We start from the raw sequence: 24,756 nt of genomic DNA, 5'->3' as shown, positions 1-24,756 counted from the left end.
GGCCTTAGAGACGGTTTGCGACCATCGAGTTTGCGAAATTCTCCAATCGCAAGCCGTCCAGTATCTGTGTGTATAATTTCCGAATAGAACTACTATTCTAAGTATTAAATACATCAATAAGCACTAAAATCATAAGTATATGTCTGTAGATAGTAAAATCTATCTACGCGCATCTGATTTTTGCTGCTTCGTAATTGCAAGAACCACAATTATTAGGAGTTGCGATTTGTCTATTAAATTCGATCTTCTTGAACTGAACTCTCCGTCGTTGCTCACCTCGGCAGCGCAAATGGGAGACATGAAAGCCAAATCTCAAGAGGAGTGCGGTGAAAGCTGGCAGCTGAAATCCTGGGAACAGATATCTGCTCATATTAACGACGAAACGTTCCCATGCATCTTTGCCAAGAAGGCGATGGATCAAAAATATCTCCTGCTCACCTTTATCGATGGCTGGGAAACAGCCGAGGCGCTCGATCACTTCTCCTCTTGTGTCGTGGAGTATGTCGAAACACTGAAGGAAAAATACGGAACAGGCACCGTCTGTCCTCCTCTGATGGCAATATTCAAGCCAAACAAAACATTTATTGAATCCCACCAATATTCAAATGCGTCATGGTATATACTTCAGTATCTTCATTATAAAGATAATTTTAGCTGGCCTGAAAATATTCCTGCTGATCCGGATGATCCGATATGGAGCTTTTGCTTCAATGAGTATCAGCTCTTCGTAAACATCACATCACCTGTTCTTGGAAAGCACCGCAGCCGAGTGCTGTCTGATTCACTCGTCTTCACGATCCAACCGAGAACAAATTTCGATATTGTAGCCGGCAAAGATACGCCTTACGGCCCGAAAGTTCGTCAAAAGATCAGAGAGCGCTGGATGAAATATGACGGCATCGAAGGACATCTGGATTACAGTATGTACGGTGACGAGCATAACCGCGAATGGAAGCAGTATTTTCTATATAGCGACGATTCTCCCGCGCCTTCCCGATGCCCGCTGAACATAAAGCATAAGTAGCGGCGATATCCATTCTCGTTGGAAGGCGACTTACATGTCCATCAATAATGCGTCTGGAAAATCAGACTTTGGAATTTTAGCTGCGCGCGACGATTCAGTTACGTCGCTGATTGATCAGCTCTACAGCGCAGACAATTTCGCAAAGGCAGGTGAGGCAGTCGTTCATTTGCTTTCACAATATCTCAAAAATGCACAGGTCCGGTCCGGCCCTGTGCTCGCCATTAGACCTCCGCTGGAAAACATCGCCAAGGCGCGTGAGTCCTTACAGAATAATCCACCGGTTGATCCGGGAGATATGGAGGCGGTTACATCAAGGGCGAGCGCCTTGATCGGTCAGTTCCTCGCCAACACACAGACGGTCCACCATCCCGGCTATATAGGCCATCAGTTGCCTCCACCCTTGCCAATGGCATCGCTTTTTGAGCTTGCGGCGGACGTCGCAAATCAAGGCATGGCCATCTACGAGCTCGGTCCCTGGGCGACAGCCGTTGAGAAGGTCATGGTGGAACGATTGGGCGTTAAGCTCGGCTTCAAGCCGGACTCATTTTCCGGCCTTGTTACTTCGGGCGGAACTTTGGCAAATCTGACGGCGCTGCTTTCCGCAAGAAACAAAGCTCTAGACGGTGTCTGGAAAGAGGGGCTTCCTCTTTCCAAAACGAGCCCGGTCATCATAGCTCATCGAGAGTCGCATTATTCCATCGAGCGGGCGGCCGGAATACTTGGACTTGGATCGAACCAATGTCTGTATGTTAAATCTGATAGCAATGGCAGGACCGATCCCGATGCGCTTGCCGAGCTCCTGCAAATCCTGAAAGCTCGGCAAATTCCTGTCATCGCAGTTGTGGCGTCGGCATGCGCGACTAAAACAGGCTCGTTCGACTCTCTTAGCCGGATTGCAGACCTGTGTGAGGCCTATGATGTCTGGCTGCATGTAGACGCCGCTCACGGAGGGGCCGTCAGCTTCTCACCTGAACATCGTCATCTTTTGGAGGGGATCGATAGAGCGGACAGTGTTGTATGGGACGCTCACAAAATGCTCTTCGTCCCGACATTGTCGACATATCTGTTCTATCGGCGTTCGCGGGACAAATACTTCGCATTTAGCCAGGATGCCCGTTATCTGTTTGCCGAAGGTGCTGATGAGGGTCATGAATATGACTGCGGACTGGCAACTGCGGAGTGCACGAAACGTGCGGCCGCCCTATCGCTTTGGGGCATCCTCTCCATCTATGGCGACGGGCTGTTCGAAATACTGATCAAGAGAATTTTTGAAACGACAAGCTTGTTTGTGGAAAAACTGTCTTCAATCAATGAAATTGAAATTCCTATAAAACCGGAATTCAATATTGTTCTGTTCAGATATATTCCAGAACATAATAACGTTGATCTGAACGACTTCAATAAGTCGCTACGAAAATTTATAATTGAGGAAAACAATATTTACCTGACAACAACAATATACAATGAAGCCGTTTATCTGCGTTTTGTTGTTATGAATCCCAGAACTGACCAAACGGATGTTGAAAGACTTATAGAAAACATCAAGCGGCATGCATCGCGCTATGAAGGCATTAATTCTATGGCTCCCGAGGCGGCATCGTAAGCTCTCCGCACTTTTCTACATTTCATCTCCAGGAACTCTGGAAATTGGGTAAATTTTTTCATTAGGCGAATTTTGAGTTGATGAGATCATGAAGATTTTGCCTCACCTAGCCATTACCTTAGCCATGTTTCTTTGGTCTATAAATTTCATTTTATCGAAAGATGTATTTGTAGCTTACAGTCCCATGACTGCGATATTGGCGAGGCTATTGATTGCATCGCTGTTTATATTTATCTTGAAGAAGATATTCCGTATAAATGAGAAAATCAGGCGAGAGCATTTTCCAACGTTTGCGCTGTTATCTTTCTTTTCCCCCTTTCTTTATTTTATCGGAGAGGGATACGGAATTTTCCTCACGCCATCGACGCTCAGCGCTCTGATCGTGGCGACCGTTCCTGTGGTATTTCCGGCGATAACCTTCATATTCCTCGGGGAGAGGATTGGTCCGACCGGCATTATTGGGTTGATGATAGCGTTTATCGGTATCTCGATCACGATCATCGATCCGACAAACCTCAGCTTGGCCTACTCCGTCGAGGGCCTGCTATTCCTCTTGTTGTCCGTGGGTTCTGCGATCGTTTATATTATCCTGGCAAAACATCTCCTTGGAGAATATAAAAGTATAACTGTTGTCGGCACACAGAATTTATTCGGTTCTCTATATTTTATTCCTGTTGTGGCCATTTTTGATAGCCGGCATATATTAAATCAGAACATAGATTATGTTATCGTTCTGAAGATCGCGTTTCTTGGAATTTTCTGCTCCGCCATCGCCTATATATTATACAGCTATGCAATCGCACGTCTTGCTCTTTGGCAGGCCAACGCATTCGAAAACCTCATTCCCATCTTCTCTGCAATCCTGTCCTTTCTCTGGCTGAGCGAGGTGTTGTCGACAAAAAGCATCGTTGGTTTCTGCGTTGTCATCGCTGGCATAGTGGTTTCGCAATTGGCCTCATTCCGGAATCGTCGCGGTGATGAGGAAGTCGTCGCGTCGAGTTGAGCTCAATTCCAATCGGCATCGAATCCGTCATGGGACCCGCTATAAGACGACGCCTGACCGGCCACTGAACTTCCATCTTGCAGTACATGTCTTTGACCATCTCCCGCTTGCGAGCCGGCCTTGGAGTTTTCGGCCGATGATGTCGTGCAACATCTCGCGGTCCATTGGCACGTTTGTGGTTCGACTCTCCTCAAGAGCGCCATTTCGGCCGCATACGGCCGATTGTGCATAAAAACTCCGGCGTTGCCTGCAATGTAAATTGCTGCTTCACTCCCGATACAGGAGGTGGAGCGAACCGGATGGCAGGGCCGAAGCAAGGCGACCAGGCCGCATTGCTTTACGAAGTCTCACTCGAATGCCGCGTCACTTGGCGTCCAGCCTTGCAAAAGCAGGCGTTGCGCGCCTCTTGTGGAGGAGGGTGCTCTGCGGCAGACGAAAGCGCCGGCAATGGCCGCAAATGCCGGTGAGGATGTGATCATTGGAAATGGACGCTGATTTTTTCTGAAAAGTGCACTGGGAGGAGGGCCCAATGACCACGATCCATCAACCGCAGTATCGCGAACGGCTGACATCCGCCGAGAGGGCGGTCGCTATGATCCCGTCCGGGGCGAAGGTTGCGATGCCACTGGCCGCCGGCCAGCCACCCGCCATCCTTGCGGCGTTTGCCGAACGGGCCCGCGCGGGAGCTGTCGAGAATGTGCGGCTTCATTATCTCCTTTGTACTGGCGTCGCCGGCACTAGCGTGTTCGATTTCGAGCTGCGCGACGTAATCGTCCCGATGAGTTACTTTCATGGAGGCGTGGAACGTGCGCTCGACAAGAGGCGATTGGCGGAGGCATTGCCCGCCGTCGAACTGGTACCCTGTCACTTCAGCCAGGTGCCACGCTCGCTGATCGAGCATGTCGGCGTGGACACCTTGATTGCGACCGTCTCGCCGATGGACGCGGATGGCAATTTCAGCCTTGGCGCCAGCACCGACTACGCGCTTACAGTATCGAGAAAGCCCGGAATCCGGCTGATCCTCGAGGTCAATCCAAACATGCCGTATGTGCGGGGCGATTGCATGATCCCCGTTTCAAGCGTGACGGCGCTGGTTGAAAACGACGTCAGCCTGCCTCTGCTCCCCGCCGCCCCGCGCAATGAGGTCGATGATGCTATCGGTGCGATCATTGCGGGCCTGGTGGAAGACGGCGATTGCCTGCAAATGGGTATCGGTGCTTTGCCCGATGCGGTGTGCTCGGGGCTTTCGGGGCATCGCCACCTTGGTATCCATACGGAAATGATGACGCCGGGGCTCGCCAGGCTGATCAAGGCGGGCGTGGTCGACAATAGTCGCAAGCAGACACATGTCGGGCGCTCTATCTTCACCTTTGCACTGGGAGATCAGGCGCTCTACGACTTCCTGAACAACAACCCGGAGGTTGAGGCCTATCCGGTCGATTATGTGAACAATCCCTTCGTCATTGCCCAGAATGACCGGGTGGCGTCGGTCAACGCGACGCTGCAGATCGATCTGAACGGAGCGTGCAATTCTGAATTCATGAATGGACGGCAGTTCAGTGCATCCGGCGGCCAGGTTGATTTTGTGCGCGGCGCTTATGCCTCGCGGGGCGGACGCTCGATCATCGCCTGCCATTCCACCGCGGCGAAAGGCACGCTCTCGCGCATCGTTCCGGCGCTGACGGGGCCGGTAACAACATCGCGCAACGACACACATATCGTTGTGACCGAGTATGGATGGGCCAACCTCAAGGGCAAATCCGTGGCCGAGCGAGCGAGGGCGCTGATTGGGCTGGCCCACCCTGATTTTCGCGAGGAGCTGGACCGGGCAGCCCACGGGGCAGGGCTTTATGCTGATACTGCGTTGGATTCACGGACTTTGAACGCCGAGCGGTGAGACAAGAAGGTCGCCGGTTCATATCCCTTCAGGACGGCGGAATTTTAGCCAGAACTGAATCCGGGCCACGGATCATGAAAGACGCGCCTTTGGCAAAAGATTATCACATTCCTTTACCATCGAGCGGTACAGTCAAACTTCGATGGAAGTCTGGAACGACTGTACGGCTGGGGTAGTGATGCTTGGTGCGGAGATCGTAGCATTCCTTGAGGCGTGTCCGATGGCAGCACTTGTTTTCGGCGCTACGGGTTCGATTGTATTTGCCAATCCCGAGGCTGTGGAACTATTTCGCCCAAATGACCGGCTGCTTGGTGCTGCCATAAAGGATCTGCTGCCCGAGTGGCCGCTGGTGGCAAAGGAATCATTTTCATTCTTGGTAAATTGTCATGGCGAGCAGCGATCATGCCGTGTGAGGGTTATGACGTGGCCATCGGCCACCGACGCGATGACGGCGGTGCTCATCGATGCGGAGGGGAATGATCTTTCGGCAGGACTGGAGGCGCGTGAAGCAAACCTTCGTCTCCGGTATGTCATTGAGATGTTGCCGGAAGCGGTGTGCGTCTTCGATGCGGAGGACCGCTATGTGCTGTGGAACCAGAAGTATGCCGAACTCTACGCCGATATCGCGGACCATCTTCAGCCGGGCATTCCGTTCGAGGATATCTTGAAGATCAGCCTCGCGAGCGGCGAGATGCGGGAGGTCGTGGAGGACAAGAATGCCTGGCTCCGCGAGCGCATGCTGAAATTCCACAAGCCCGTTTCACAGGAAGAGCAGCAGTTACGTGATGGGCGGTGGCTCAGACACGACGATCGGCGCACGCCGGATGGCGGCGCCATTGGCACGCGGATTGATATTACGGAGTTGAAGGAGCGCGAAGAATGGCTTCGCCAGCTCTTCGACGCAAATCCGATGCCGATGCTTCTGTGCGATCGGGACACCCTTGCCATTCTTCAGGCCAACCGAGCGGCCGTCGATTTCTATGGTTTTGAGGGAGCGCCGGCGCTGCCGAGGCGAGCATGCGATATGCACGTTGAAGACGAGGTCGACAGATTTTCCAAGGCTCTGCATGAACTCGATGGTGATTGCGAAGCGCGCACGGTCTGGCGGCAACGGACGGCCGAGGGCGTGGAGCGCCATGTGCTCATCTACGTTCGCCGGCTTTACGAAGGCGCCGAGCATCGGCTCCTCTTGACCATTGCCGACGTCAGCGACCGGATTTTCGCCGAGGCCGAAGCCAATCGCCTCGCGCACCATGATGTCCTGACCGGACTGCCGAACCGCATGCAGTTCTACAAGGCTCTGGGTGAAAACTTGAAATCGAACAACGGGACCGGCGTTGCGGTCTGCTGTCTCGACCTCGACGGCTTCAAACCCGTAAATGATACCTTCGGACATGCCGCCGGCGACGACGTGCTCAAGAAGGTGGGCGAGCGTCTGCAGGCTGAAGCGCAAGGTCATATGGTCGCGCGGCTGGGCGGTGACGAGTTCGCGATTCTGACGATGGGCGACGAAAAGAACGCTGTCGATCTGGCGGAACGTTGCGTCGGTGCCTTCGAGCCGCCCTTCTTCATCAAGGGATTGGCAGTCAAGATCGGCGTCAGCATTGGTATAGCAGCAGCGCCGGTTGACGGGCTGGATGGCGAAGAACTCGTTCAGGAGGCCGATCGTGCATTGTATCGGGCCAAGGCCGATGGACGGAACACATGGCGGATGGCCTCCGACGTCCGGCTGACATCCGAGCAGGCCAGGACGTGAAAGGCTGCCGTTTGCGGCCCGCTGCAAGCAACCGGTCCCGAAGTGTCCTGGCCATTGAGCGAACGGCCCCTCGCTTCAATGAGCCAATAGGCCTTGCCTGCGTCGGACATCAACCTCGACAAAGAAAGAGTGCTGCTGCGCGGGCGGTCTGAACGGCTTTGCCCAGATCAGGATCACCTATCAGTTTACAATCGCGGTACCGAATCTTCTGACATCACTGGCCGGTGGTACCGACCTCGTAGCTCAGGCATGCTACACAAACCAGTGACGTCAGCCATACATGCACGTCGTCTTGATAGGCGAGATACGCCAAGACTGCTCCGTTGATCGCCGCTGCAATCTCCGAAACTCATGCCGAACTCGCGGTGAACCATCCGCGCCAACCTTCAGCGCGTGCCTGTCTGCAGATCCGCCTCATCGGCGAGAATGGAGGCGGCCTCGTTCAAGAGGACGTCTTTCGCGCTCTTGCGGGCTTTTTCAAGGGCAATGTCGGCACTCAGGCTACGCTCGTTTGCCTGCAGGCCATCGTCTCCGCCAGTGTCCACGCCATCGTTTATCTGTTCGCGCGACTTGAGACGATTTGCCTGGGCAGTCATTTCATTGCGACGTTCGGTTTCATTGAGGGAGATAACCCGTTTCTCGCGCTGCGCCTTCAGTTCGGCAATGTCTTCCACGAAGCGCTGGAAATCCCGATCGCCCCGCACCCGGGCATCGTGGCGACTTTGCAGTTGCGGCAGCAATGCCCTTACATCGCCATCGGGCTTATAGTTTGCTGGCTTGACCTCGGTCCATGGCAGAGCATTGTCATAGCTTGCCTCACCAAAGGTCTTGGGGTCCGAAAGGCCCGGCAGGCTGATGTCAGGTGTCACGCCGCGCAGCTGTGTGGTGCCGCCATTGACACGGAAAAACTGGGCAACCGTCAATTTCAGCTCGCCAAATTTCGGCTTGCTGTTGCGGGCCACCTGGTCAAGATTGACCACGGTTTGCACGGTGCCCTTACCAAAACTGGGTTCTCCGACAATCACCCCTCGACCATAGTCCTGTATCGCCGCGGCAAAAATCTCGGATGCGGACGCCGAGCCGCGATTGATCAACACGCCAACCGGACCAGTCCAGGCAGGCACGGGAAGATCATCGCTTTCTACATCCACCTTACCGTCTGCATCGCGCTGCTGAACCACAGGACCTTTGCCAACGAACAGGCCGGTCAAATCGATCGCTTCGGACAACGAACCGCCGCCATTGTTGCGTAAGTCGATCAGAACGCCATCGACCTTGTCTTGGTTGAGCTCAGTAAGAAGCTTGGCGACATCGCGGCTTGCGCTTCTGTAATCCTTGTCGCCTTTTCGACGCGCTTCGAAATCCTCATAGAACGCCGGCAGAGTGATCACGCCGATTTTGCGCGTGGTGTCGCCATCCTTTACCGACAGGATGGTCTTCTGGGCAGCCTGCTTTTCAAGGCTGATCTTATCGCGCACGAGGCTGATGAGGCGATGTTTACCATCGGCTCCGGCATCCGCCGGCAAGATGTCCAGGCGCACGACAGAATCTTTTGCCCCCGGATCATTTGCACGATTTCATCAAGGCGCGTACCGACCACTTCCTTTATCGCACCGTGCTCGCCTTGACCAACACCGGTAATGCGGTCACCGACCGCAAGCTTGCCGGACAATTGCGCCGGGCCACCGGGCACGAGCTCACGGATCGTCGTGTAGTCATCTCTTTCCTGCAGTACCGCGCCGATACCGACCAGCGAAAGCTTCATGGAAATATCGAATTCAGCTGAAGCGGTCGCGCCGAAATAGTCGGTGTGCGGGTCGATCGACGTTGTATAGGCGTCCATGAATGACTGGAACACATCGTCGCTCTTGTACTTGTAGGCGCGCTCGAGCGAGTTTTTGTAGCGTTTGTCGAGTGTATCGCGAATAGCAGCGTCGGCCTTGCCCGCCAGTTTCAAGCGTAGCCAGTCGCTCTTGACGCGTTTGCGCCACAGTTCATTGCTTTCCGCGTCGGATTGCGGCCAAGGCTCCTTGTCGCGGATCAGGGGATAGTCTTCCTGCACGCTGAAGTCGAACTTCTGGCCAAGCAGGCCGCGCGCGTAGCTCATGCGATCGACGACGCGCTGCTCATAAACGTTGAAAATAGAAAATGGGATATTCAAATCTTCCTGATCGATGGCGTCATCGATCTTGGTGCTGCCCGCCATGAACTTGTCGATATCCGTTTGCAGGAAGAGGACACGGTCCGGATCCAGAGACTTGATAAACCGGTTCATGACCTTGACCGACAAGGCATCATCAAGTGGAACGGGCCTGTAGTGGTAGCGCGTCAAAAATTGTGCGCTCAAATGAGCGGCCTGCCCCTGTTGCTCTAGGGGCGTCAAAATTGGTGGCGAACCGGCTTCCAGAGCGTATGCCGACGGAGCAATTGCCAGGAACAGGCAGAGGAAACCGTATTGTATACGCATTAAGCTTTGATCCGATTCTCAACGTTGAATGTTTAATCTGTGATCTTGGTGGAACAATTATGGTTTTTTGGCAACTGCACGGATGCACTCTCTCTGGAAAGATTTCCAGAATGTCCCCGTACACGACCGGCATTTAAGGGTCGGCAGGCGGCAGGGATCGGATCGAAATCCTTGTCTGGCCCATCACCTCATTCATCGAGCACTTATACGGGATTGAATGAACCCCCATTCTGAAAACGGCAATGAGGCACTTCGCGTGATTGCGCATGACGTTACCGTCACAACGCTCGTGGCCTATCCTTGAGCAGGTAATGGGATGCCCAGGAAGTTATCGCATCTCCAGCCTGTCCGTTTGCAAGATCGAACTCGTTGACCATCAGATCCGGCAGGAAGGATGCGTTGTGGGCCTGGGCCGCGAAGTTGCTCTCATAGTGTGAAGGGGTGAGCGCGTAGGTGGCGAAGAGGCCGACGCTCCGGCCACGGAAGTCCGTCCGCTCGAGAAAGCTCATGACGGGTGCCGCGACGGTGTTCCACCACACCGGGCCTCCGACAAGGATCAGATCATAATCCGACACGTCGTAGGGGTAGCCTAGCAATGCGGGAAGCTCGCCGCTTTCAAGCTCATGTCTCGATCGCTCCGTCGCCTTGCGGATGTCGGAGGGGTAGGGGTCTGCCATTTTGATCTCGAGAAGCTGCGCACCTACATGCGCCTGGAGCTTTTCCGCAACCGATCTGGTGTTCCCCGTATAGGAATAGTAGGCGAGCAATATCCTGCGGGGTTCCGCTGCGAAGCTCCAGCTCGGAATGACCGCCATAGCGGCCATCGAGGTGAGCATAGTACGGCGAGAAAGCGGCATACTCTTACTTTCCTTTTCAGAAGTTCGTTGCGAGCGGCCAGATCATCCATGTATTTCAGAGCATGGGCCGCATCGGTCGAACATCGTTGAACGCATGCTTATGCCCTTGCGGACAGTGGTTCGCGATGAAGATGTGAGGGCATCGTCTCGTCGAGACGGAGTGTGAGATTTGCGGGATCGCTTTCACCTTCGTCCGCAAATCTCATGAGTTCCCGTGCGGCGATGATCGCGGGTTGGTCGGAGAGCCTCAGATCGTGGCGGGAGCAGAAGTCTTCGAGCACTCTGCGCAATATTGCGATTTGCGATAGCTCAATGGCCAATTTCTTATCCTCCTGTTGGTTTCGACATTGCCGAACGCGCAGTGAAGTTCGAACCGGAAGATAGGCCAGGCATGTCGCAGCTTTGTGCCGAAGATGTAGACGCATGTCGCGGAGTAGGGCGCCGCTCGCCCAAGGCGTGAAGACAGGCTCATCCTGATAATACCTGAAGCAATGCATCGCTAGGTTCCATGCTTTTCAGGGGCACGGCTCTGCTTTGGCCCTTGTCGTCACGGTGCGCGGCTCTTGCTGCGTCGCAGCATCGGCGCGCGCGGCAGATGCGATAAAGTTGCGACAGCTTGTTACAAATTGGCCCGTGCCGGGCACATCCTTGCGACAGCCGCCGTGTAGTTTGCCGGCTCCAAAGTCCCCACGATGTCGACGGAGTTGAGCACGATGGTTCCGACCTCATACCTTTTGAAATGCAAAGTATCGGCCGCGCGATTTGAGGGGGAGCCGGCTGTCGGCCAGCGCCGGCGCGATCGCTAATGCCCGCCGGCTATCGCTGATCGCCATCCCCGTCCATCTGATATGGAGTTCCATATGCGCATGCTATTCGTCCGCTTGGCTGCCGCTTCTATAACGACCTTGAGCCTGAGCGCGTGCGAACGGGGCGAGGCTTCCGCTCCACAGACCCCGCCGCCGCCAGCCGTCGGCTTCATCACGGTTTCCCCCAGAGGCGCTGCCGATGACCACCGAGCTTCCCGGCCGGGTGACCGCCACGAGAGTGGCAGAGGTCAGGCCGCGCGTTTCGGGTATCGTCACCGAACAGGTCTTTCAGCAGGGCGCAACGGTAAGCCAGGGAGACGTGCTCTATAGAATCGACCCGGCGCCCTTCAAGGCCCAGGTCGACAGTGCCGAAGCCACCCTGCGTCGGGCAAAGGCGGTGCAACTGGATGCGAGACAGACCGCCGAGCGGCAGGAACAGCTTCGCAAGTCGAATGTCACCAGCCGGCAGGATTATGATTCCGCCGTCGCCCGGCTGGCGCAGGCCGATGCGGATGTCGCCGTCGCCGAGGCGGGGCTCGTCTCGGCCAAGCTTAACCTGCAATATTCCAATGTGACGGCGCCGATCTCCGGCCGGATCGGGCGTGCGCTGATCACCGAGGGCGCGCTGGTCTCGGCCAACGGCTCGGAAAATCTGGCGACGATCCAGCAACTGAACCCGATCTATGCCGACTTTACCCAACCGGCGGCCGATCTCAACCGTCTCCGCAAGGCGTTCGCCAATGGCAGCCTGACCGCAGGGTCCAACGAGGCTCGCGTCGGGTTGCGTCTCGATGATGGCACGGAATACCCGCATCCCGGCCGGGTTCTGTTTTCGGAGGCGGCCGTCGATGCGACCACCGGGCAAGTCACTCTTCGGGGCGAGTTTCCAAATCCCGACGGCGAACTGCTGCCTGGCATGTATGTGCGCGTCGAGGTCGCGCAAGGGACCCGGAACGCGGGCCTTGCGGTCCCGCAACAGGCTGTCCAGAGGGACGCGGCCGGCAATGCAAGCCTTCTCGTCATCGCGAATGAGAACAAGCTCGAGCAGCGCAGCGTTGCGGTTGGCCGCGCGATCGGCCAGCGCTGGATCATAGATCAGGGCATTCAAGCCGGAGACCGCGTCGTCGTCGACGGCTTCCAGCGGGCACGCGCCGGCGCGACGGTGGCGCCCCAGCCCTGGACCGATCCCGCCGTCGCCGCCGCCAAACCGACCGCGGAAACGGCCGAGCGCGTAGCCGCCCAAGCCAATCTGCCCCTGCAAAGATAAGGTGCCTTCATGGCCAATTTCTTCATCGACCGCCCGATCTTTGCCTGGGTCGTGGCGATCTTCATCACGCTTGCGGGCATCCTCACCCTGCCGCTCATGCCGATTGCGCGCTATCCACAGGTCGCGCCGCCGCAGATCACGGTCTCGACGAACTATCCTGGCGCCACGCCGGAGGACATCTACCAGTCGGTCACCCGTCCCATCGAGGAGGAGCTGAATGGCGTTCCGGGGCTGCTCTATTTCGAATCCGTGTCGGAAGCCTCCGGCCGCATCGCGCTCAACGTCACCTTCGAGACGGGAACGAATGTCGGCGAGGCGCAGGTTGAGGTGCAGAACCGCATTGCCCGTGTCGAGCCACGCCTGCCGAGTGCGGTGACGCAGCAGGGCATCAGGGTGGATCGGGCCGGAACCTCGTTCCTGATGATGGTCGTGCTGCGTTCAGAGGACGGCAGGACGGATGCGGTCGGTCTCGGCGACTATCTGAGCAGAAACGTCATCGGGGAATTGCGGCGCGTTCCGGGTGTCGGCAATGCGCAGCTCTTCGCCACGCAGCGCTCCATGCGTATCTGGATGGATCCGGACAGGATGCTCGGCCTCAACCTGACGGCGGCGGATATCACCAATGCGATCACCGCGCAGAATGCTCAGGTCACAGCGGGGCGCGTTGGCGCCAGCCCGAATTTGCCCGGCCAGCAGACATCGGCCATCGTCAATGTCCAGGGGCAGTTGCGGTCGCCACAGGAATTCGGCGGGATTGTCCTTCGCGCAAATCCGGACGGTTCGGCGGTGCGGCTGCGCGACGTTGCGCGGGTCGAAGTCGGCGGAGAGAATTATAATTTCGCGAGCCGCCTCAACGGTCAGCCAAGCGCGAATGTCGGCATCCAGCTGACGCCGACTGGCAACGCCCTTGCCACGGCCGAGCAGGTCCGCGCGACCATGGAGGATCTCTCCCGCTATTTCCCGCCTGGCCTCAGCTACGAGGTGTCCTACGACACCACGCCTTTCGTCGAGGTTTCCATCGAGAAGGTCGTGCACACGCTGCTCGAGGCGATCGTCCTCGTCTTCATCGTCATGTTCCTGTTTCTACAGAACATCCGCTACACCATCATTCCGACACTCGTCGTCCCGGTAGCACTTCTCGGCGCATGCGCGGTAATGTATGCCGCCGGCTTCTCGATCAACGTGCTCACCATGTTCGCTATGGTGCTGGCGATCGGCATTCTCGTCGATGACGCCATCGTCGTGGTCGAGAATGTCGAGCGCATCATGGCCGAGGAAAAACTGTCGCCGAAGGAGGCGACGAAGAAGGCGATGTCGCAGATCACAGGCGCGATCATCGGCATTACCCTCGTCCTGACAGCGGTCTTCATTCCGATGGCATTTTTCCCCGGAGCTGTCGGGGTCATTTACCAGCAGTTCAGCCTGACCATGGTCGTCTCGATCCTGTTCTCCGGCCTGCTGGCGCTGACCTTCACGCCCGCACTCTGCGCATCCTTCCTGAAGCCGGTCTCCCACGGGCGCGAACGCAGGACCTTCTTTTTCCGCTGGTTCAATCGCGGCTTCGACAGCCTGACGCGGCGCTATTCGGTCGGCGTCGGGGCAACGGTCAGACGCGCCGGCCGCTTCATGCTCATTTATCTTGCCCTGCTCGGCGGGCTCGGATGGGCTTACCTGCAATTGCCGAACTCGTTTCTGCCGAACGAGGACCAGGGCTACCTGATCGCCGAACTGCAGGCGCCCGCCGAAGCAAGCACCGACAGGACGCGCGAGGCGATCAGGCAGATGGAACGGATACTTATGGATGAAGCCGCCATCAGGAATGTCGTCGCCGTCTCGGGCTTTTCCTATTCCGGGTCTGGGCAAAATGCCGGCCTTGCCTTCATCACGCTGAAGGATTGGAGCGAGCGCGGCCCGAGCGATTCCGCCGCCGCGATCGCCGCGCGGGTGAATGCGAAATTTGCCGCGATCCGCGATGCCTCGGTGCGCGCGCTCTCGCCGCCGCCGATCCAGGGTCTCGGCACCTCGAATGGATTTGCCTATCGCCTTCAGGATCGATCAGGTGCAGGGCAGACGGCGCTTGCCGCGGCCTCGGCGCAATTGCTGAATGCGGCCCGGGCCAGTCCCGTTCTTGCCGGGGTTCGTGTCGAGGGCCTGCCGGATGCCGCGCAGATCAACCTGATGATCGACCGCGAGAAGGCAAACGCCTTCGGCGTCGGCTTCAGCGACATCAACGCCACGCTGTCGGCGAACTTCGGGTCGTCCTATATCAACGATTATCCGAATGCCGGCCGGATGCAGCGCGTGACCGTGCAGGCGGACGCCGTGCAGCGCATGCAGTCACAGGACCTGCTGAGGCTGAACGTCAGGAACAGTCATGGCAGCATGGTCCCTCTGTCCGCTTTTGCATCGATCGACTGGGTCCGAGGTCCATCGCAGGTGGTCGGCTATAACGGCTATCCCTCGACCCGTATCGGCGGACAGGCGGCGGCCGGATATTCCTCGGGAGATGCCATCGCCGAAATGGAGCGGCTGTCGCAACAACTGCCGGCGGGCTTCGGCTTCGAATGGACCGGGCAATCCTTCCAGGAAATCCAGTCTGGATCGCAGGCGCCTTTCTTGATCGGCCTCAGCGTTCTCTTCGTCTTCCTCCTGCTGGCGGCCCTTTACGAAAGCTGGTCGATCCCCCTGTCGGTCATGCTTGTTGTGCCGCTCGGCGTGCTGGGCTCGGTCCTGGCGGTGATGCTGCGCGGGTTGCCGAACGATATCTATTTCCTCGTCGGTCTTATCGCCATCATCGGCCTTTCGGCCAAGAACGCGATCCTCATCGTCGAATTCGCAAAAGATCTCGTCGCGGAGGGGCGCTCGGCGCGGGAGGCTGCGATCGAGGCTGCGCGGATGAGGTTCCGGCCGATCCTGATGACCTCGCTTGCCTTCACATTGGGTGTGGTGCCGCTGGCGATCGCAACGGGCGCAAGTGCGGCGAGCCAGAACGCCATCGGAACCGGTGTGCTCGGCGGCATGATTTCCGCAACCCTGCTCGCCATCTTCTTCGTGCCGGTATTTTTCACCTTCGTCGTTGGCTTCCTCCGCAAGCCGGAGAAGAGCCCACTTGTGCGCGAGCCGGAGCCTACCGATGTGACGGCCTCCGGTATCCATGAAACTTGATATCGCTGCCTGCCGTGCGGGTCGCAACCGGGCGGTCATTGTGAAACTTTGATACACTTTTTTCGATGCGGACTGGGCCGTGCTTTTGTAAAGTGGCTCAACATGGTGGAAACTGTATATGCAAAAAGCTGCGCATATCGCTGTCGTCGATGACCACGCGGACATAAGAGACCTTGTCGGCCAGTATCTTGAGCAGCAGGGCTACAAGGTGAGCGTGGCCGACAGTGGTGCGGCACTCAGGCGGATTCTTGAGCGCAGTTCGGTCGACCTCGTCGTTCTCGACGTCATGATGCCCGGCGAGGATGGCCTCTCCGTCTGCCGCCACCTGCGGGCGACGATGGATGTTCCGATTATATTCCTCACGGCGATGACCGAGGATACCGACCGCATCATCGGCCTCGAACTCGGCGCTGACGACTATCTCATAAAACCGTTCAATCCACGCGAGCTGCTGGCGCGGATCAGGGCCGTCTTGCGCCGGGCAAACAGCGTGCCGCACCAGCAACGGGAAACGCTGAAAAAGGCAAAGGTCGTCCGCGTCGGGAACTGGCGCGTCAATATGGGCCGGCAGGAACTTTCCGGAGATGACGGCGTCGGTATTCCGCTCAGCACGGCGGAGTTCAGGCTTTTGAGAGTGTTCCTCGAACGTCCCGGCCTGGTTCTCAGTCGCGAGCAGCTTCTCGACCTGACTGTCGGGAAGACAGCCGATATTTTCGACAGGAGCATCGACAATCAGGTGAGCCGGCTGCGCAAGAAGATCGAGCCGGACCCGAAAAATCCGTCGGTCATCAAGACGCATTGGGGTGGCGGTTACAGCCTGTCGGTGGATGTGGGGTTCGAATGATCTACTGGTGGAGAAGAAGCCTTGCCGCGCAATTCATAGGGTTCACCCTGCTTGCACTCGTGGTCTCGCAGGCCCTGACATTCGTGATCTCCTGGGACGAGCGAACCAAGGCGTTGCATGCGGCGATGAAAAGCGAGTTCTTCAGCAGGTGCGCCTCGGTCACGCGGCTGATGGAATCCGTGCCCGAACCGCTGCGCGAGCAGGCTCTTCTTGCCAGCGAGACCAGCTATTCCCGATTCTGGCTCTCGACGGAAGAGCCGACCGACGCCAATGCATGGCGAGCCCGCGCGGCAACGGAATTGACCCGCCCGATCGAAAACTTCATCGATCTCACCGGAAAGTATGGTTTTCGCTCGAATCCCAAAGCAGGGCGCCTGATGTCCGAAGATGTGACGGCGGCAGATGCATCCATTAGATGGACCACGCCGCCGCCGGTTCTATGGAGCTCGCCGCAACCTGCCAAGTTCGTCTACTTCGGCGACCGCAATGGATATGGGCTAGTGATTAAACTTGGCGACGGCGTCTGGCTGAACACGGCTTTCTACAAGGCCGACATCGACCAGTGGTGGAGTTTGAAATCACTCACTTCGCTGACGACAACCGCACTGATCCTGTCGCTCCTCGGGGTGTTCATCGCCAGTCGTATCGCGCGTCCGCTGAGGCGTCTCGCGCTTTCGGCGGAAGCCTTGGGCAGGGGTGAAAACCTCCCGCCTCTGCCTGAAAACGGTCCCGACGATATCAGACGCACCGCCGAGGCATTCAACAAAATGCAGGAGCGTCTTCATCGCTTTGTCGATGATCGCACCCGGATGCTGGCCGCGATCGGCCACGATCTCCGAACGCCGCTGACCTCGTTGCGGCTCAGGGCCGAGTTCGTCAAGGACGCCGACATCCAGCAGAAGATGCTGTCGACGATCGACGAGCTTCAAAGCATGACGGAGGCTGCCATTTCCTTTGCGCGCGGAGAGTCCACGGCGGAGGAAACGCGCGCCATAGAACTGGAGGCGCTGGTCGGCAGCATCTGCGACGACCTTGCCGATCTCGGCCTGCCGGTGGAATATATCGAGGGGCCGAAGACGACCTACCGGTGCCGGCCGGACGGGCTGCGCCGCGCGGTGCGAAACCTCACCGAAAATGCGGCGCGCTACGGCGGCCATGCGAAGGTCTATATCCTCCATTCAGCCACCACCATCGATATCGTGGTGGAAGACAATGGTCCCGGCATTCCCGAGAACATGAGGGAGAAGGTCTTCGCCCCCTTCTTCCGTCTGGAGGCCTCTCGAAGCAGGGATACCGGTGGTGTTGGGCTGGGCTTGTCGATCGCCCGCGCCATTGCAAGGCAGCACGGCGGCGACATTCAGCTCACTCCCAACGACCCTGGCCTCAAGGCGGTCATCTCCCTGCCGCAGGAGGGTCATGTGCAAACACCTGCAAGGGCGAGCAGGCGAAAGAGGCGGTCGGGACCGTTCAGGCTCGCCAGTCAGGAAGGATAGGCGCGGACGCGAAGCGGCGGGTCGATTTATGAGCCTGTTTCATAAGCGTATGCCGATTTCCGGTATTAATGAAGGCGACCTATTCCGTTACAATGCCGTTTGAATCCATAGCGGGCATCACGAGCTGTGACAGGCAATTCAAACGGGAATGTAAATCGCAAGTGGAGCTTACCCAGCCGGATCCGGGTGAGCTTTTGTGGTCACCGATAATTGATCGCACAACCTAGATAGCCAATACTAATATAACGCCTGCGTTCACCGTCGTGTCAAATCCCGAGGAAGAGCCATGAGACTTCAAATCAACAATCAAATCTATCAGGTCGAGTCGGGTAACGACACGCCGCTTCTCTGGGTGATCCGTGATGAACTCGGACTAACCGGCACCAAATATGGCTGCGGTCTGGCTCAATGCGGTGCCTGTTCCGTCCTTGTAGACGGCGAGATCGTCCGTTCCTGCGTGACGCCGGTGGAGAGCGTGGTGGGTCGAAATATCACCACGATCGAAGCGATCGAGAATGATCCCGTCGGCAAGAAGGTCGTGGCCGCCTGGGTCGAGCATCAGGTCCCCCAGTGTGGCTACTGTCAGTCGGGTCAGGTCATGGCGGCGACGGCGCTGCTCAAGCAGACGGCCAAACCGTCTGAAGAAGATATAGCGGCTGCGATGATCAATCTCTGTCGATGCGGAACCTACAACTCGATCAAGGCTGCCGTCCAGGAGCTCTCCGGCCAGAAGGTGGAAACGCTATGAACGAGATCGACCGTAAACTCGCTTTGGAAGGCGAATTTCCCGATGGAGCGCCAGTCAACATTTCTCGCCGGGGCTTTCTTCTCGGCGCCGCGGGAACGATGACCGGCGCCCTGGTGCTTGGGTTCGGGATACCCGCCGGCACCGCGCGGGCACAACAGGCGACAAGCGCCATGGCGCCGGGCACGCGGGTTCCCGCGTTTCTTGAAATTCGGCCTGATAATACCGTGCGCTTCATGAGCCCCTTCGTCGAAGGCGGGCAGGGCGTCTTTACGGCCATGGCGCAGATCGTCGGCGAAGAGCTCGACATGGATCCCAGTTCGTTCATCGTGGAAAACGCGCCGACGGGCTCGGATTATCTGGTCATCGGCGGCAAGATGCGCATCACCGGCGGCAGCATGTCGGTGCGTATGAGCTATGACACGATGCGTCGGCTGGGCGCCCTTGCGCGTGCGATGATCCTTGAGGCAGCCGCAACGCGCCTGAAGGTTCCTGTCGGTGAGCTGACAACCGAGCCGGGCCAGGTCATCCATACCGCGTCCGGCCGCAAGCTTGCGTATGGCGACGTCGCCACGGATGCGATGAGCCTTCCCGTGCCGGCTCCGGAAAGTGTGACGCTCAAGGAGCGCAGCCAGTTCCGCTGGATTGGCAAGCCGGTGAAACGGCTCGATGTTCTCGATAAGTCAACTGGCAGGGCCATCTATGCCATCGATTGCAAGGTCGACGGCATGCTGCATGCCGCCGTCCAGCATGCGCCACGCCTAGGCCTGTCGGTCGGCAACATCCGCAACGAAGCAGACGTCAAGGCGATGGCCGGCGTGCATTCGGTCCATCGGTTGCCCGGTGCCGTCGCGGTTGTCGCGGAAAGATGGTGGAACGCCAAGCGTGCGGTAGAAGCGCTGCAGGTCGATTGGAACGAGCCGGGCGCGCAGCCGCTCATACCGGGCGCGCGCAACATGCCGGCGGATTTTTCCACTGCCGCCTTTAGCAATCGTCTTGCCAATGAAGCTGGGGATGGCAAGGACGCGGAGAAGGAAGGCGATGCTGCGAGCGTTTTGGCCAGCGCCAAGACAGTCGTTTCCGCCACCTATCACAGCCAATATGTTCATCATGCGCAGTTGGAGCCGCCGTCGGCGCTGGCGCGGTTCAATGATGATGGAACGCTGGAGCTCTGGATACCCAATCAGGCCCCCGAAATGTTCCAGGCGGCGATCGCCAAGTCGACCGGCCTCGATCCGTCGAAGGTCAAGATTCACAGCCCGCTGCTGGGTGGCTTTTTCGGTCGCCATTTCCTCTATGCGGCGGCCAATCCCTATCCCCAGGCCATCCAGCTTGCCAAGGAAGTCGGCCGTCCGGTCAAGCTGATCTGGAGCCGGGAAGAGGAGTTCCTACGCGATCCGCTGCGCCCGATGGCAGCTGTTCGCTTCCGAGGGGCACTTGACGACAAGGGCATGCCGATCGCGCTTGAGGCGATTACCGTTTGCGAGGGGCCGACCGAAGGGATCTCCGGCCACAGCGACGACAAGATCGACGACACGGCGGTGGAAGGATTGACGGGCAAAGCCTATGCCATTCCCAATCGCCGCATTGCCCAGATCTACGTGGAAAACCCGACCATGCTTGCCTATTGGCGATCTGTCGGCAACTCCATGAACGATTTTCTCTACGAGTCATTCCTGGATGAATTGGCGGATAAGGGAAAACAGGACCCGTTCGAGCTGCGGCTGCGCCTCCTTCAGGGCAATGAGCGATTGACCAACCTGCTCAAGGCGGTCGGAGACCTTTCCGGAGGCTGGAAAAGAGGGCCTTTCACGGCCGACGACGGTTCGCGCAGGGCGCGGGGGTGGCGATGGCCTCCCCCTTCGGCAGCCATACGGCAGCCATCGCCGAGGTTTCGATACGAAAGGGAGAGGTCGTGGTCCATGATATCTGGGAAGCGATAGATCCTGGCAGCATCGTCAATCCGGCGATTATCGAGGCCCAGATCAATTCGGCGACGGCGCTCGGCCTCTCCCAGGTCTTGATGGAGGAGGCCATTTACAAGAATGGCGAGCCGGTCGCGCGCAATTACGATCTTTATCCCATCCTGCCTCCCGATCGAATGGCGCGCGTGCATACGCGTATCATCGAGAGCGGTGCGCAGATGGGCGGCATAGGGGAGCCGGGACTTCCCGCCATCCCTCCGGCCGTCGCCAATGCGGTCTCCACGCTGACGGGTCAGCGTATCCGCAGCATGCCGCTTTCTCAGTATGCGTTTGAAAGCTAGGTCGTCATGAGAGGCCGCCCTGCTTTGCCTGGTTCCCATCGCCTCGAACGGCGAGACACCTTGTCTTCGGGAAACTGCGCAAGGCTGAAGGGGGCGTGCCTCGGTGAAGCGCTACAAATCAAAGCCAAAAAGCAACAAACAAACGGGATGGATTGTCCTTGAAAAAAGCGCTCCTGGTTCTCCTCTTGATCGTCATTGTCGCGGCCGGCGGCTTGGCGTGGTTTGTCACGCAGAAACCGTCTTCTCCGTTCGACCAGACGACCGTTGCTCAAGCGCCTTCGCCAGAACTCGCGCAGCGCGGTGAATATGTCGCGCGCCAGGCCGACTGTGTTGCCTGTCATAGCGTGCCGAACGGCAAGCCTTTTGCCGGCGGCCTGGAAATGGGAACGCCGCTGGGTTCGATATTCGCGACGAACATAACGCCTGACAAGGAAACCGGCATCGGCAACTATACACTGGCCGATTTCGACCGGGCGGTTCGGCATGGCGTTGCGCCCGATGGGCGCCGGCTCTATCCGGCCATGCCATATCCATCCTACGTGAAGATGAATGACGACGACATTCGCGCGCTCTACGCATTCTTCATGACTGGAGTGACGCCCGTCAATCAACCGAACCGGGGTTCGGAGATAAGGTGGCCGCTGAACATGCGCTGGCCGCTGGCCCTATGGAACGCCGTCTTTACCGACAAGGGCACCTATGTTGAGAAAACGTCGGAAGATGCAATCTGGAACCGCGGTGCCTACCTTGTCCAGGCAGCCGGCCATTGCGGCAGCTGTCACACCCCGCGCAGCCTGACGATGAATGAAAAGGCCCTGGACGAAGGCAGCCCGCTCTATCTCGCCGGTGCCCTCTTGGATGGCTGGTATGCACCGAGCCTTCGCCAGGATCACAATACCGGGCTTGGCCGCTGGAGCGAGGACGATATCTACCAGTTCCTGAAGAACGGCAGGAACCAGCACGCCGTCGTCTTCGGCTCGATGACAGAGGCCTACAACAACTCTACGCAGTTCATGACAGACGACGATCTGCGTGCCATCAGTCACTATCTGAAATCACTGCCGGGAGACCCCGTACGCGATGGCACGCCATGGCAATATCAGCCGCCGACACTGATCAGCGCGTCTTCCGCCGGCGGTCGCAACGCGGCCGGTGCGCAGACCTTTGCGGCCAAATGCGGCTTCTGCCATGGCAATGACGGGAAGGGCCGGAACCAGTGGATACCGCCACTGGCCGGTGCTGCCTCTTCCCTCACTGCGGAAAACGCCTCGCAGATCAATGTGACGCTGAATGGATCGGGCCGCGTGGTCACGGCGGGCATCCCCGATGCCTACCGCATGCCGCCCTTCCGCGAGCAGCTTTCCGACGAGCAGATCGCGGATGTCCTTTCCTATGTCCGCTTGACATGGGGTAACCATGGCGGACCTGTCAGTCCCGATGACGTTCGTGCGCTGCGCGAACATACCGATCCTGCAAGCAGTAGCCCGATCATCCTGCAAATGCGCTGACTTTGCGCCTGTCGAGATGTCGGCTGGTTTTATCAAAGGGACAAGGGGATAGTGGCAGCTAACAATAGCTACTGCCGCTATCCCGCCCTTCTTAGCGAAGGCACAAATCCACCACCGCAACCTCATGGAAAAGCAAAACGATTGGTAGGTCGACGTTCCGAATCTTCTCAAAGCGAGCAATTCAGGCCTTTGCGTAAAACAGGATTGTGATCGACCGTAATGCCAAGGCTGCCAACGTTTTGCTTTTCAGTGCCGCATCCGTCATGGGAAACGGCGTTCTTATGACGCTCCTTGCAGTTCCAATGACCAATGGCCTCTAGATCGCATGATAGCCCCGGTCAAAATAGATGAGAGCCTGTCCGCCGTCGTTCTCGCGGATGGCAACAACTTCGCAGATCAGGATATCATGCGTGCCGCCGTCCGAGATGGTTTTGACCCTGCAATCGAACGAGATCAACGCATCGTCCAGCGCCGGCGCTCCCGTTTCAAGCAGCGACCAGTTGGCACCCTCGAACCGCTCGTGTACCGGTGTTTTGCCGCCAAAAAGCCGGCTAAGGTCCTCATGACTGCGCTCCAGCGTGTTGACGCAAAGCACCCGGTTGGCGTTGACGGCCGGATAGGCGGAAGAGGTGCGATTGAGGCAGACCAGCAATGTCGGCGGGCTGTCGGTCACGCTGCACACCGCTGTCGCCGCAAAGCCCGCAAGACCGCCCGGGCCGTCGGTCGTCACGATGTTGACGGCGGCTCCGAGCCGCGCCATGGCGTTGCGGTATTCCTGCTTCCTTTCCTCGAGGGAGGGAATGGGTGGGGCTGCGTCCGTCAGCGATGAGGCTTGCATGTCTGGCTCCTTATCGACCTTCAGGCCCCGCGCGTAAGAAGCGCAGCAGGGTCTTGTTGAACTCCGCCGGCTCGACGACGTTGACCGCATGCGCGCCAAAATCGGAGAGGGCAAGCTCGGCGGCCGGCAAACCCTCGGCAAGCCGGATAGAACGCGTATAGGGCACGAGGAGATCGTCGCGGGTGCCGACGACCAGCGTCGGAGTGTGGATCTCGGAGAGCCTGTGCTCGATATCGAACGCCCGCAACGCGGCGATCCGTTTGAGGACATTCGCCTTGCCCTGAAAGTGTGCGACGCCATGGCGCTCGTCAGCCGCCATGCGCTCGGCATTTTCCGACATCCAGACGGCCGGATAGAGAAACAGGGGCTGCGCCTTGACAAAGGCTTCGACGCCGGATCGCTCCAGCAGCTCGGTGCGGATATCGAAGCAGCGGCCGGAATGCGGATCGGCCTTGCTCCATGCGTTGATGAGGATCAGTTTTTCGATAAGCTCGGGGCGTCGCAGCGCGATATCAAGACCGATCAGGCCACCGAGCGCGTGGCCCATGAAGTCGAACCGATCAAGCTGCAGCCGGGCTGCGATCTCCAGCACGTCGTCCGCCATGGCCGAGATGCCGCCCGTGTCCGGAACATCGCCGCCGGTGCGCCCCGTGCCGCGATGGTCGTAGGTAACGATCCGGAAATCGGTTGCGAGCGCCTCGATCTGAGGCGCCCAATAGCTTCCCGATCCGCCGAGCCCGGAGGACAGGATGATCGTCTTGGCATTGGGGCGATCGAGCCCGTGAACCTCGAAATGCATGCCGTCTACTTCTTGCCGATATGCGCGACGGTTGCGATCTCGACCAGCGCGTCTGGCTTCACGAGCCCGCACAGGATGCAGTAGCGCGCCGGCTTGTCGCCCGGGAAGTATTCGGCATAGACGGCGTTGACGGCCTGATAGTTGGCCCAGTCGGTGACGAAGATATGGTTCATGGTCACGTCTTCCATCGTGCCGCCGGCCGTCTCGATCACCGATTTGATGGTTTCCAGCACATGGCGCGTCTGGGCGCCGGCGTCGCCGACATGCACGACATCATTGTTCTTGTCGAAGGGCAGTGTGCCGGAGACGTAGACGATGCCATCGGCAAGCGTACCGGGCGAAAATGGTGCGATTGGCTTATGGGTTCCTGCGGGCACGATGATGGACTTGGGCATGAGGGTTTCCTCTTGATGATTGG

The 24,756-nt window shown here is 58.0% G+C and carries 14 protein-coding genes and 3 pseudogenes; 12 read left to right on the top strand and 5 right to left on the bottom strand.

Annotation, left to right across the window (positions count from 1 at the left end):
* Positions 1–226 precede the first annotated feature (226 nt).
* The 5 genes from HB780_RS12160 to HB780_RS12140 all read left to right on the top strand — a co-directional run bounded on the left by HB780_RS12160 (position 227) and on the right by HB780_RS12140 (position 7,283).
* A complete protein-coding gene (locus HB780_RS12160; RefSeq protein ID WP_183688042.1) occupies positions 227–1,024 on the top strand; it encodes a YqcI/YcgG family protein in 798 nt (265 codons plus the stop codon).
* A gap of 34 nt (positions 1,025–1,058) precedes the next feature.
* On the top strand, positions 1,059–2,627 hold the full coding sequence (locus tag HB780_RS12155; protein WP_183688041.1) for a pyridoxal phosphate-dependent decarboxylase family protein: 1,569 nt from the start codon (positions 1,059–1,061) through the stop codon (positions 2,625–2,627).
* Between the two features lie 88 nt (positions 2,628–2,715).
* Entirely contained in the window at positions 2,716–3,630 is a 915-nt protein-coding gene (locus HB780_RS12150) for a DMT family transporter (protein ID WP_183688039.1), read from the top strand.
* A 529-nt stretch (positions 3,631–4,159) separates the two neighbouring features.
* On the top strand, positions 4,160–5,527 hold the full coding sequence (locus HB780_RS12145; protein WP_183688037.1) for an acetyl-CoA hydrolase/transferase family protein: 1,368 nt from the start codon (positions 4,160–4,162) through the stop codon (positions 5,525–5,527).
* Between the two features lie 418 nt (positions 5,528–5,945).
* Positions 5,946–7,283 (top strand): diguanylate cyclase domain-containing protein, encoded by a 1,338-nt coding sequence (locus tag HB780_RS12140; protein WP_286202932.1) that lies wholly within the window; start codon positions 5,946–5,948, stop codon positions 7,281–7,283.
* Between the two features lie 386 nt (positions 7,284–7,669).
* Here the strand turns inward: HB780_RS12140 and HB780_RS12135 are convergent.
* Positions 7,670–9,750, bottom strand: a pseudogene (locus tag HB780_RS12135) (carboxy terminal-processing peptidase).
* A 278-nt stretch (positions 9,751–10,028) separates the two neighbouring features.
* The gene (locus tag HB780_RS12130; protein WP_183688033.1) at positions 10,029–10,607 is read right to left on the bottom strand and encodes a flavodoxin; all 579 of its coding nucleotides are present in this window, start codon (positions 10,605–10,607) and stop codon (positions 10,029–10,031) included.
* 860 nt (positions 10,608–11,467) lie between these two features.
* Here HB780_RS12130 and HB780_RS12125 point away from each other — a divergent pair.
* From HB780_RS12125 to HB780_RS12095, 7 genes and pseudogenes are all read left to right on the top strand, one after another.
* Positions 11,468–12,680: pseudogene (locus tag HB780_RS12125) on the top strand (efflux RND transporter periplasmic adaptor subunit).
* A 9-nt stretch (positions 12,681–12,689) separates the two neighbouring features.
* Entirely contained in the window at positions 12,690–15,845 is a 3,156-nt protein-coding gene (locus tag HB780_RS12120; RefSeq protein WP_183688031.1) for an efflux RND transporter permease subunit, read from the top strand.
* A gap of 118 nt (positions 15,846–15,963) precedes the next feature.
* On the top strand, positions 15,964–16,689 hold the full coding sequence (locus HB780_RS12115; RefSeq protein WP_183688029.1) for a response regulator: 726 nt from the start codon (positions 15,964–15,966) through the stop codon (positions 16,687–16,689).
* Complete coding sequence (locus HB780_RS12110; RefSeq protein ID WP_183688027.1) at positions 16,686–18,182, top strand: ATP-binding protein; 1,497 nt, start codon at positions 16,686–16,688, stop codon at positions 18,180–18,182. The genes HB780_RS12115 and HB780_RS12110 overlap by 4 nt, the downstream gene beginning before the upstream one ends.
* A gap of 286 nt (positions 18,183–18,468) precedes the next feature.
* Positions 18,469–18,930, top strand: coding sequence for a (2Fe-2S)-binding protein (locus HB780_RS12105; RefSeq protein ID WP_183688025.1), 462 nt, complete (start codon positions 18,469–18,471; stop codon positions 18,928–18,930).
* Positions 18,927–21,193 (top strand): annotated as a pseudogene (locus HB780_RS12100) (molybdopterin cofactor-binding domain-containing protein). Before HB780_RS12105 ends, HB780_RS12100 begins: the two are co-directional and overlap by 4 nt.
* Before the next feature lie 158 nt (positions 21,194–21,351).
* Complete coding sequence (locus HB780_RS12095) at positions 21,352–22,701, top strand: cytochrome c (RefSeq protein WP_183688023.1); 1,350 nt, start codon at positions 21,352–21,354, stop codon at positions 22,699–22,701.
* Positions 22,702–23,017: 316 nt separating this feature from the next.
* Here the strand turns inward: HB780_RS12095 and HB780_RS12090 are convergent, their stop codons facing one another.
* From HB780_RS12090 to rutC, 3 genes are read right to left on the bottom strand one after another with little or no spacing between them, the layout of a single operon-like run.
* Entirely contained in the window at positions 23,018–23,539 is a 522-nt protein-coding gene (locus HB780_RS12090) for a flavin reductase (protein ID WP_183688021.1), read from the bottom strand.
* 10 nt (positions 23,540–23,549) lie between these two features.
* Complete coding sequence (gene rutD / locus HB780_RS12085; RefSeq protein ID WP_183688019.1) at positions 23,550–24,338, bottom strand: pyrimidine utilization protein D; 789 nt, start codon at positions 24,336–24,338, stop codon at positions 23,550–23,552.
* Positions 24,339–24,343: 5 nt separating this feature from the next.
* A complete protein-coding gene (gene rutC, locus HB780_RS12080) occupies positions 24,344–24,733 on the bottom strand; it encodes a pyrimidine utilization protein C (protein WP_007688838.1) in 390 nt (129 codons plus the stop codon).
* Positions 24,734–24,756: the final 23 nt, after the last annotated feature.

It is taken from the genome of Rhizobium lusitanum (genome assembly GCF_014189535.1).
GTDB classification, from domain to species: domain Bacteria; phylum Pseudomonadota; class Alphaproteobacteria; order Rhizobiales; family Rhizobiaceae; genus Rhizobium; species Rhizobium lusitanum_C.
This window is presented reverse-complemented; position numbering and strand designations above follow the sequence as displayed.

What these genes read in the sequence shown, in the direction of transcription:
- HB780_RS12115 (WP_183688029.1), top strand. Translation starts at nt 15,964, where the DNA reads ATGCAAAAAGCTGCGCATATCGCTGTCGTCGATGACCACGCGGACATA.
- HB780_RS12140 (WP_286202932.1), top strand. Translation starts at nt 5,946, where the DNA reads ATGACGTGGCCATCGGCCACCGACGCGATGACGGCGGTGCTCATCGAT.
- rutC (WP_007688838.1), bottom strand. Translation starts at nt 24,733, where the DNA reads ATGCCCAAGTCCATCATCGTGCCCGCAGGAACCCATAAGCCAATCGCA.
- HB780_RS12110 (WP_183688027.1), top strand. Translation starts at nt 16,686, where the DNA reads ATGATCTACTGGTGGAGAAGAAGCCTTGCCGCGCAATTCATAGGGTTC.
- HB780_RS12120 (WP_183688031.1), top strand. Translation starts at nt 12,690, where the DNA reads ATGGCCAATTTCTTCATCGACCGCCCGATCTTTGCCTGGGTCGTGGCG.
- HB780_RS12105 (WP_183688025.1), top strand. Translation starts at nt 18,469, where the DNA reads ATGAGACTTCAAATCAACAATCAAATCTATCAGGTCGAGTCGGGTAAC.
- HB780_RS12090 (WP_183688021.1), bottom strand. Translation starts at nt 23,539, where the DNA reads ATGCAAGCCTCATCGCTGACGGACGCAGCCCCACCCATTCCCTCCCTC.
- HB780_RS12145 (WP_183688037.1), top strand. Translation starts at nt 4,160, where the DNA reads ATGACCACGATCCATCAACCGCAGTATCGCGAACGGCTGACATCCGCC.
- HB780_RS12130 (WP_183688033.1), bottom strand. Translation starts at nt 10,607, where the DNA reads ATGCCGCTTTCTCGCCGTACTATGCTCACCTCGATGGCCGCTATGGCG.
- HB780_RS12155 (WP_183688041.1), top strand. Translation starts at nt 1,059, where the DNA reads ATGTCCATCAATAATGCGTCTGGAAAATCAGACTTTGGAATTTTAGCT.
- rutD (WP_183688019.1), bottom strand. Translation starts at nt 24,338, where the DNA reads ATGCATTTCGAGGTTCACGGGCTCGATCGCCCCAATGCCAAGACGATC.
- HB780_RS12150 (WP_183688039.1), top strand. Translation starts at nt 2,716, where the DNA reads ATGAAGATTTTGCCTCACCTAGCCATTACCTTAGCCATGTTTCTTTGG.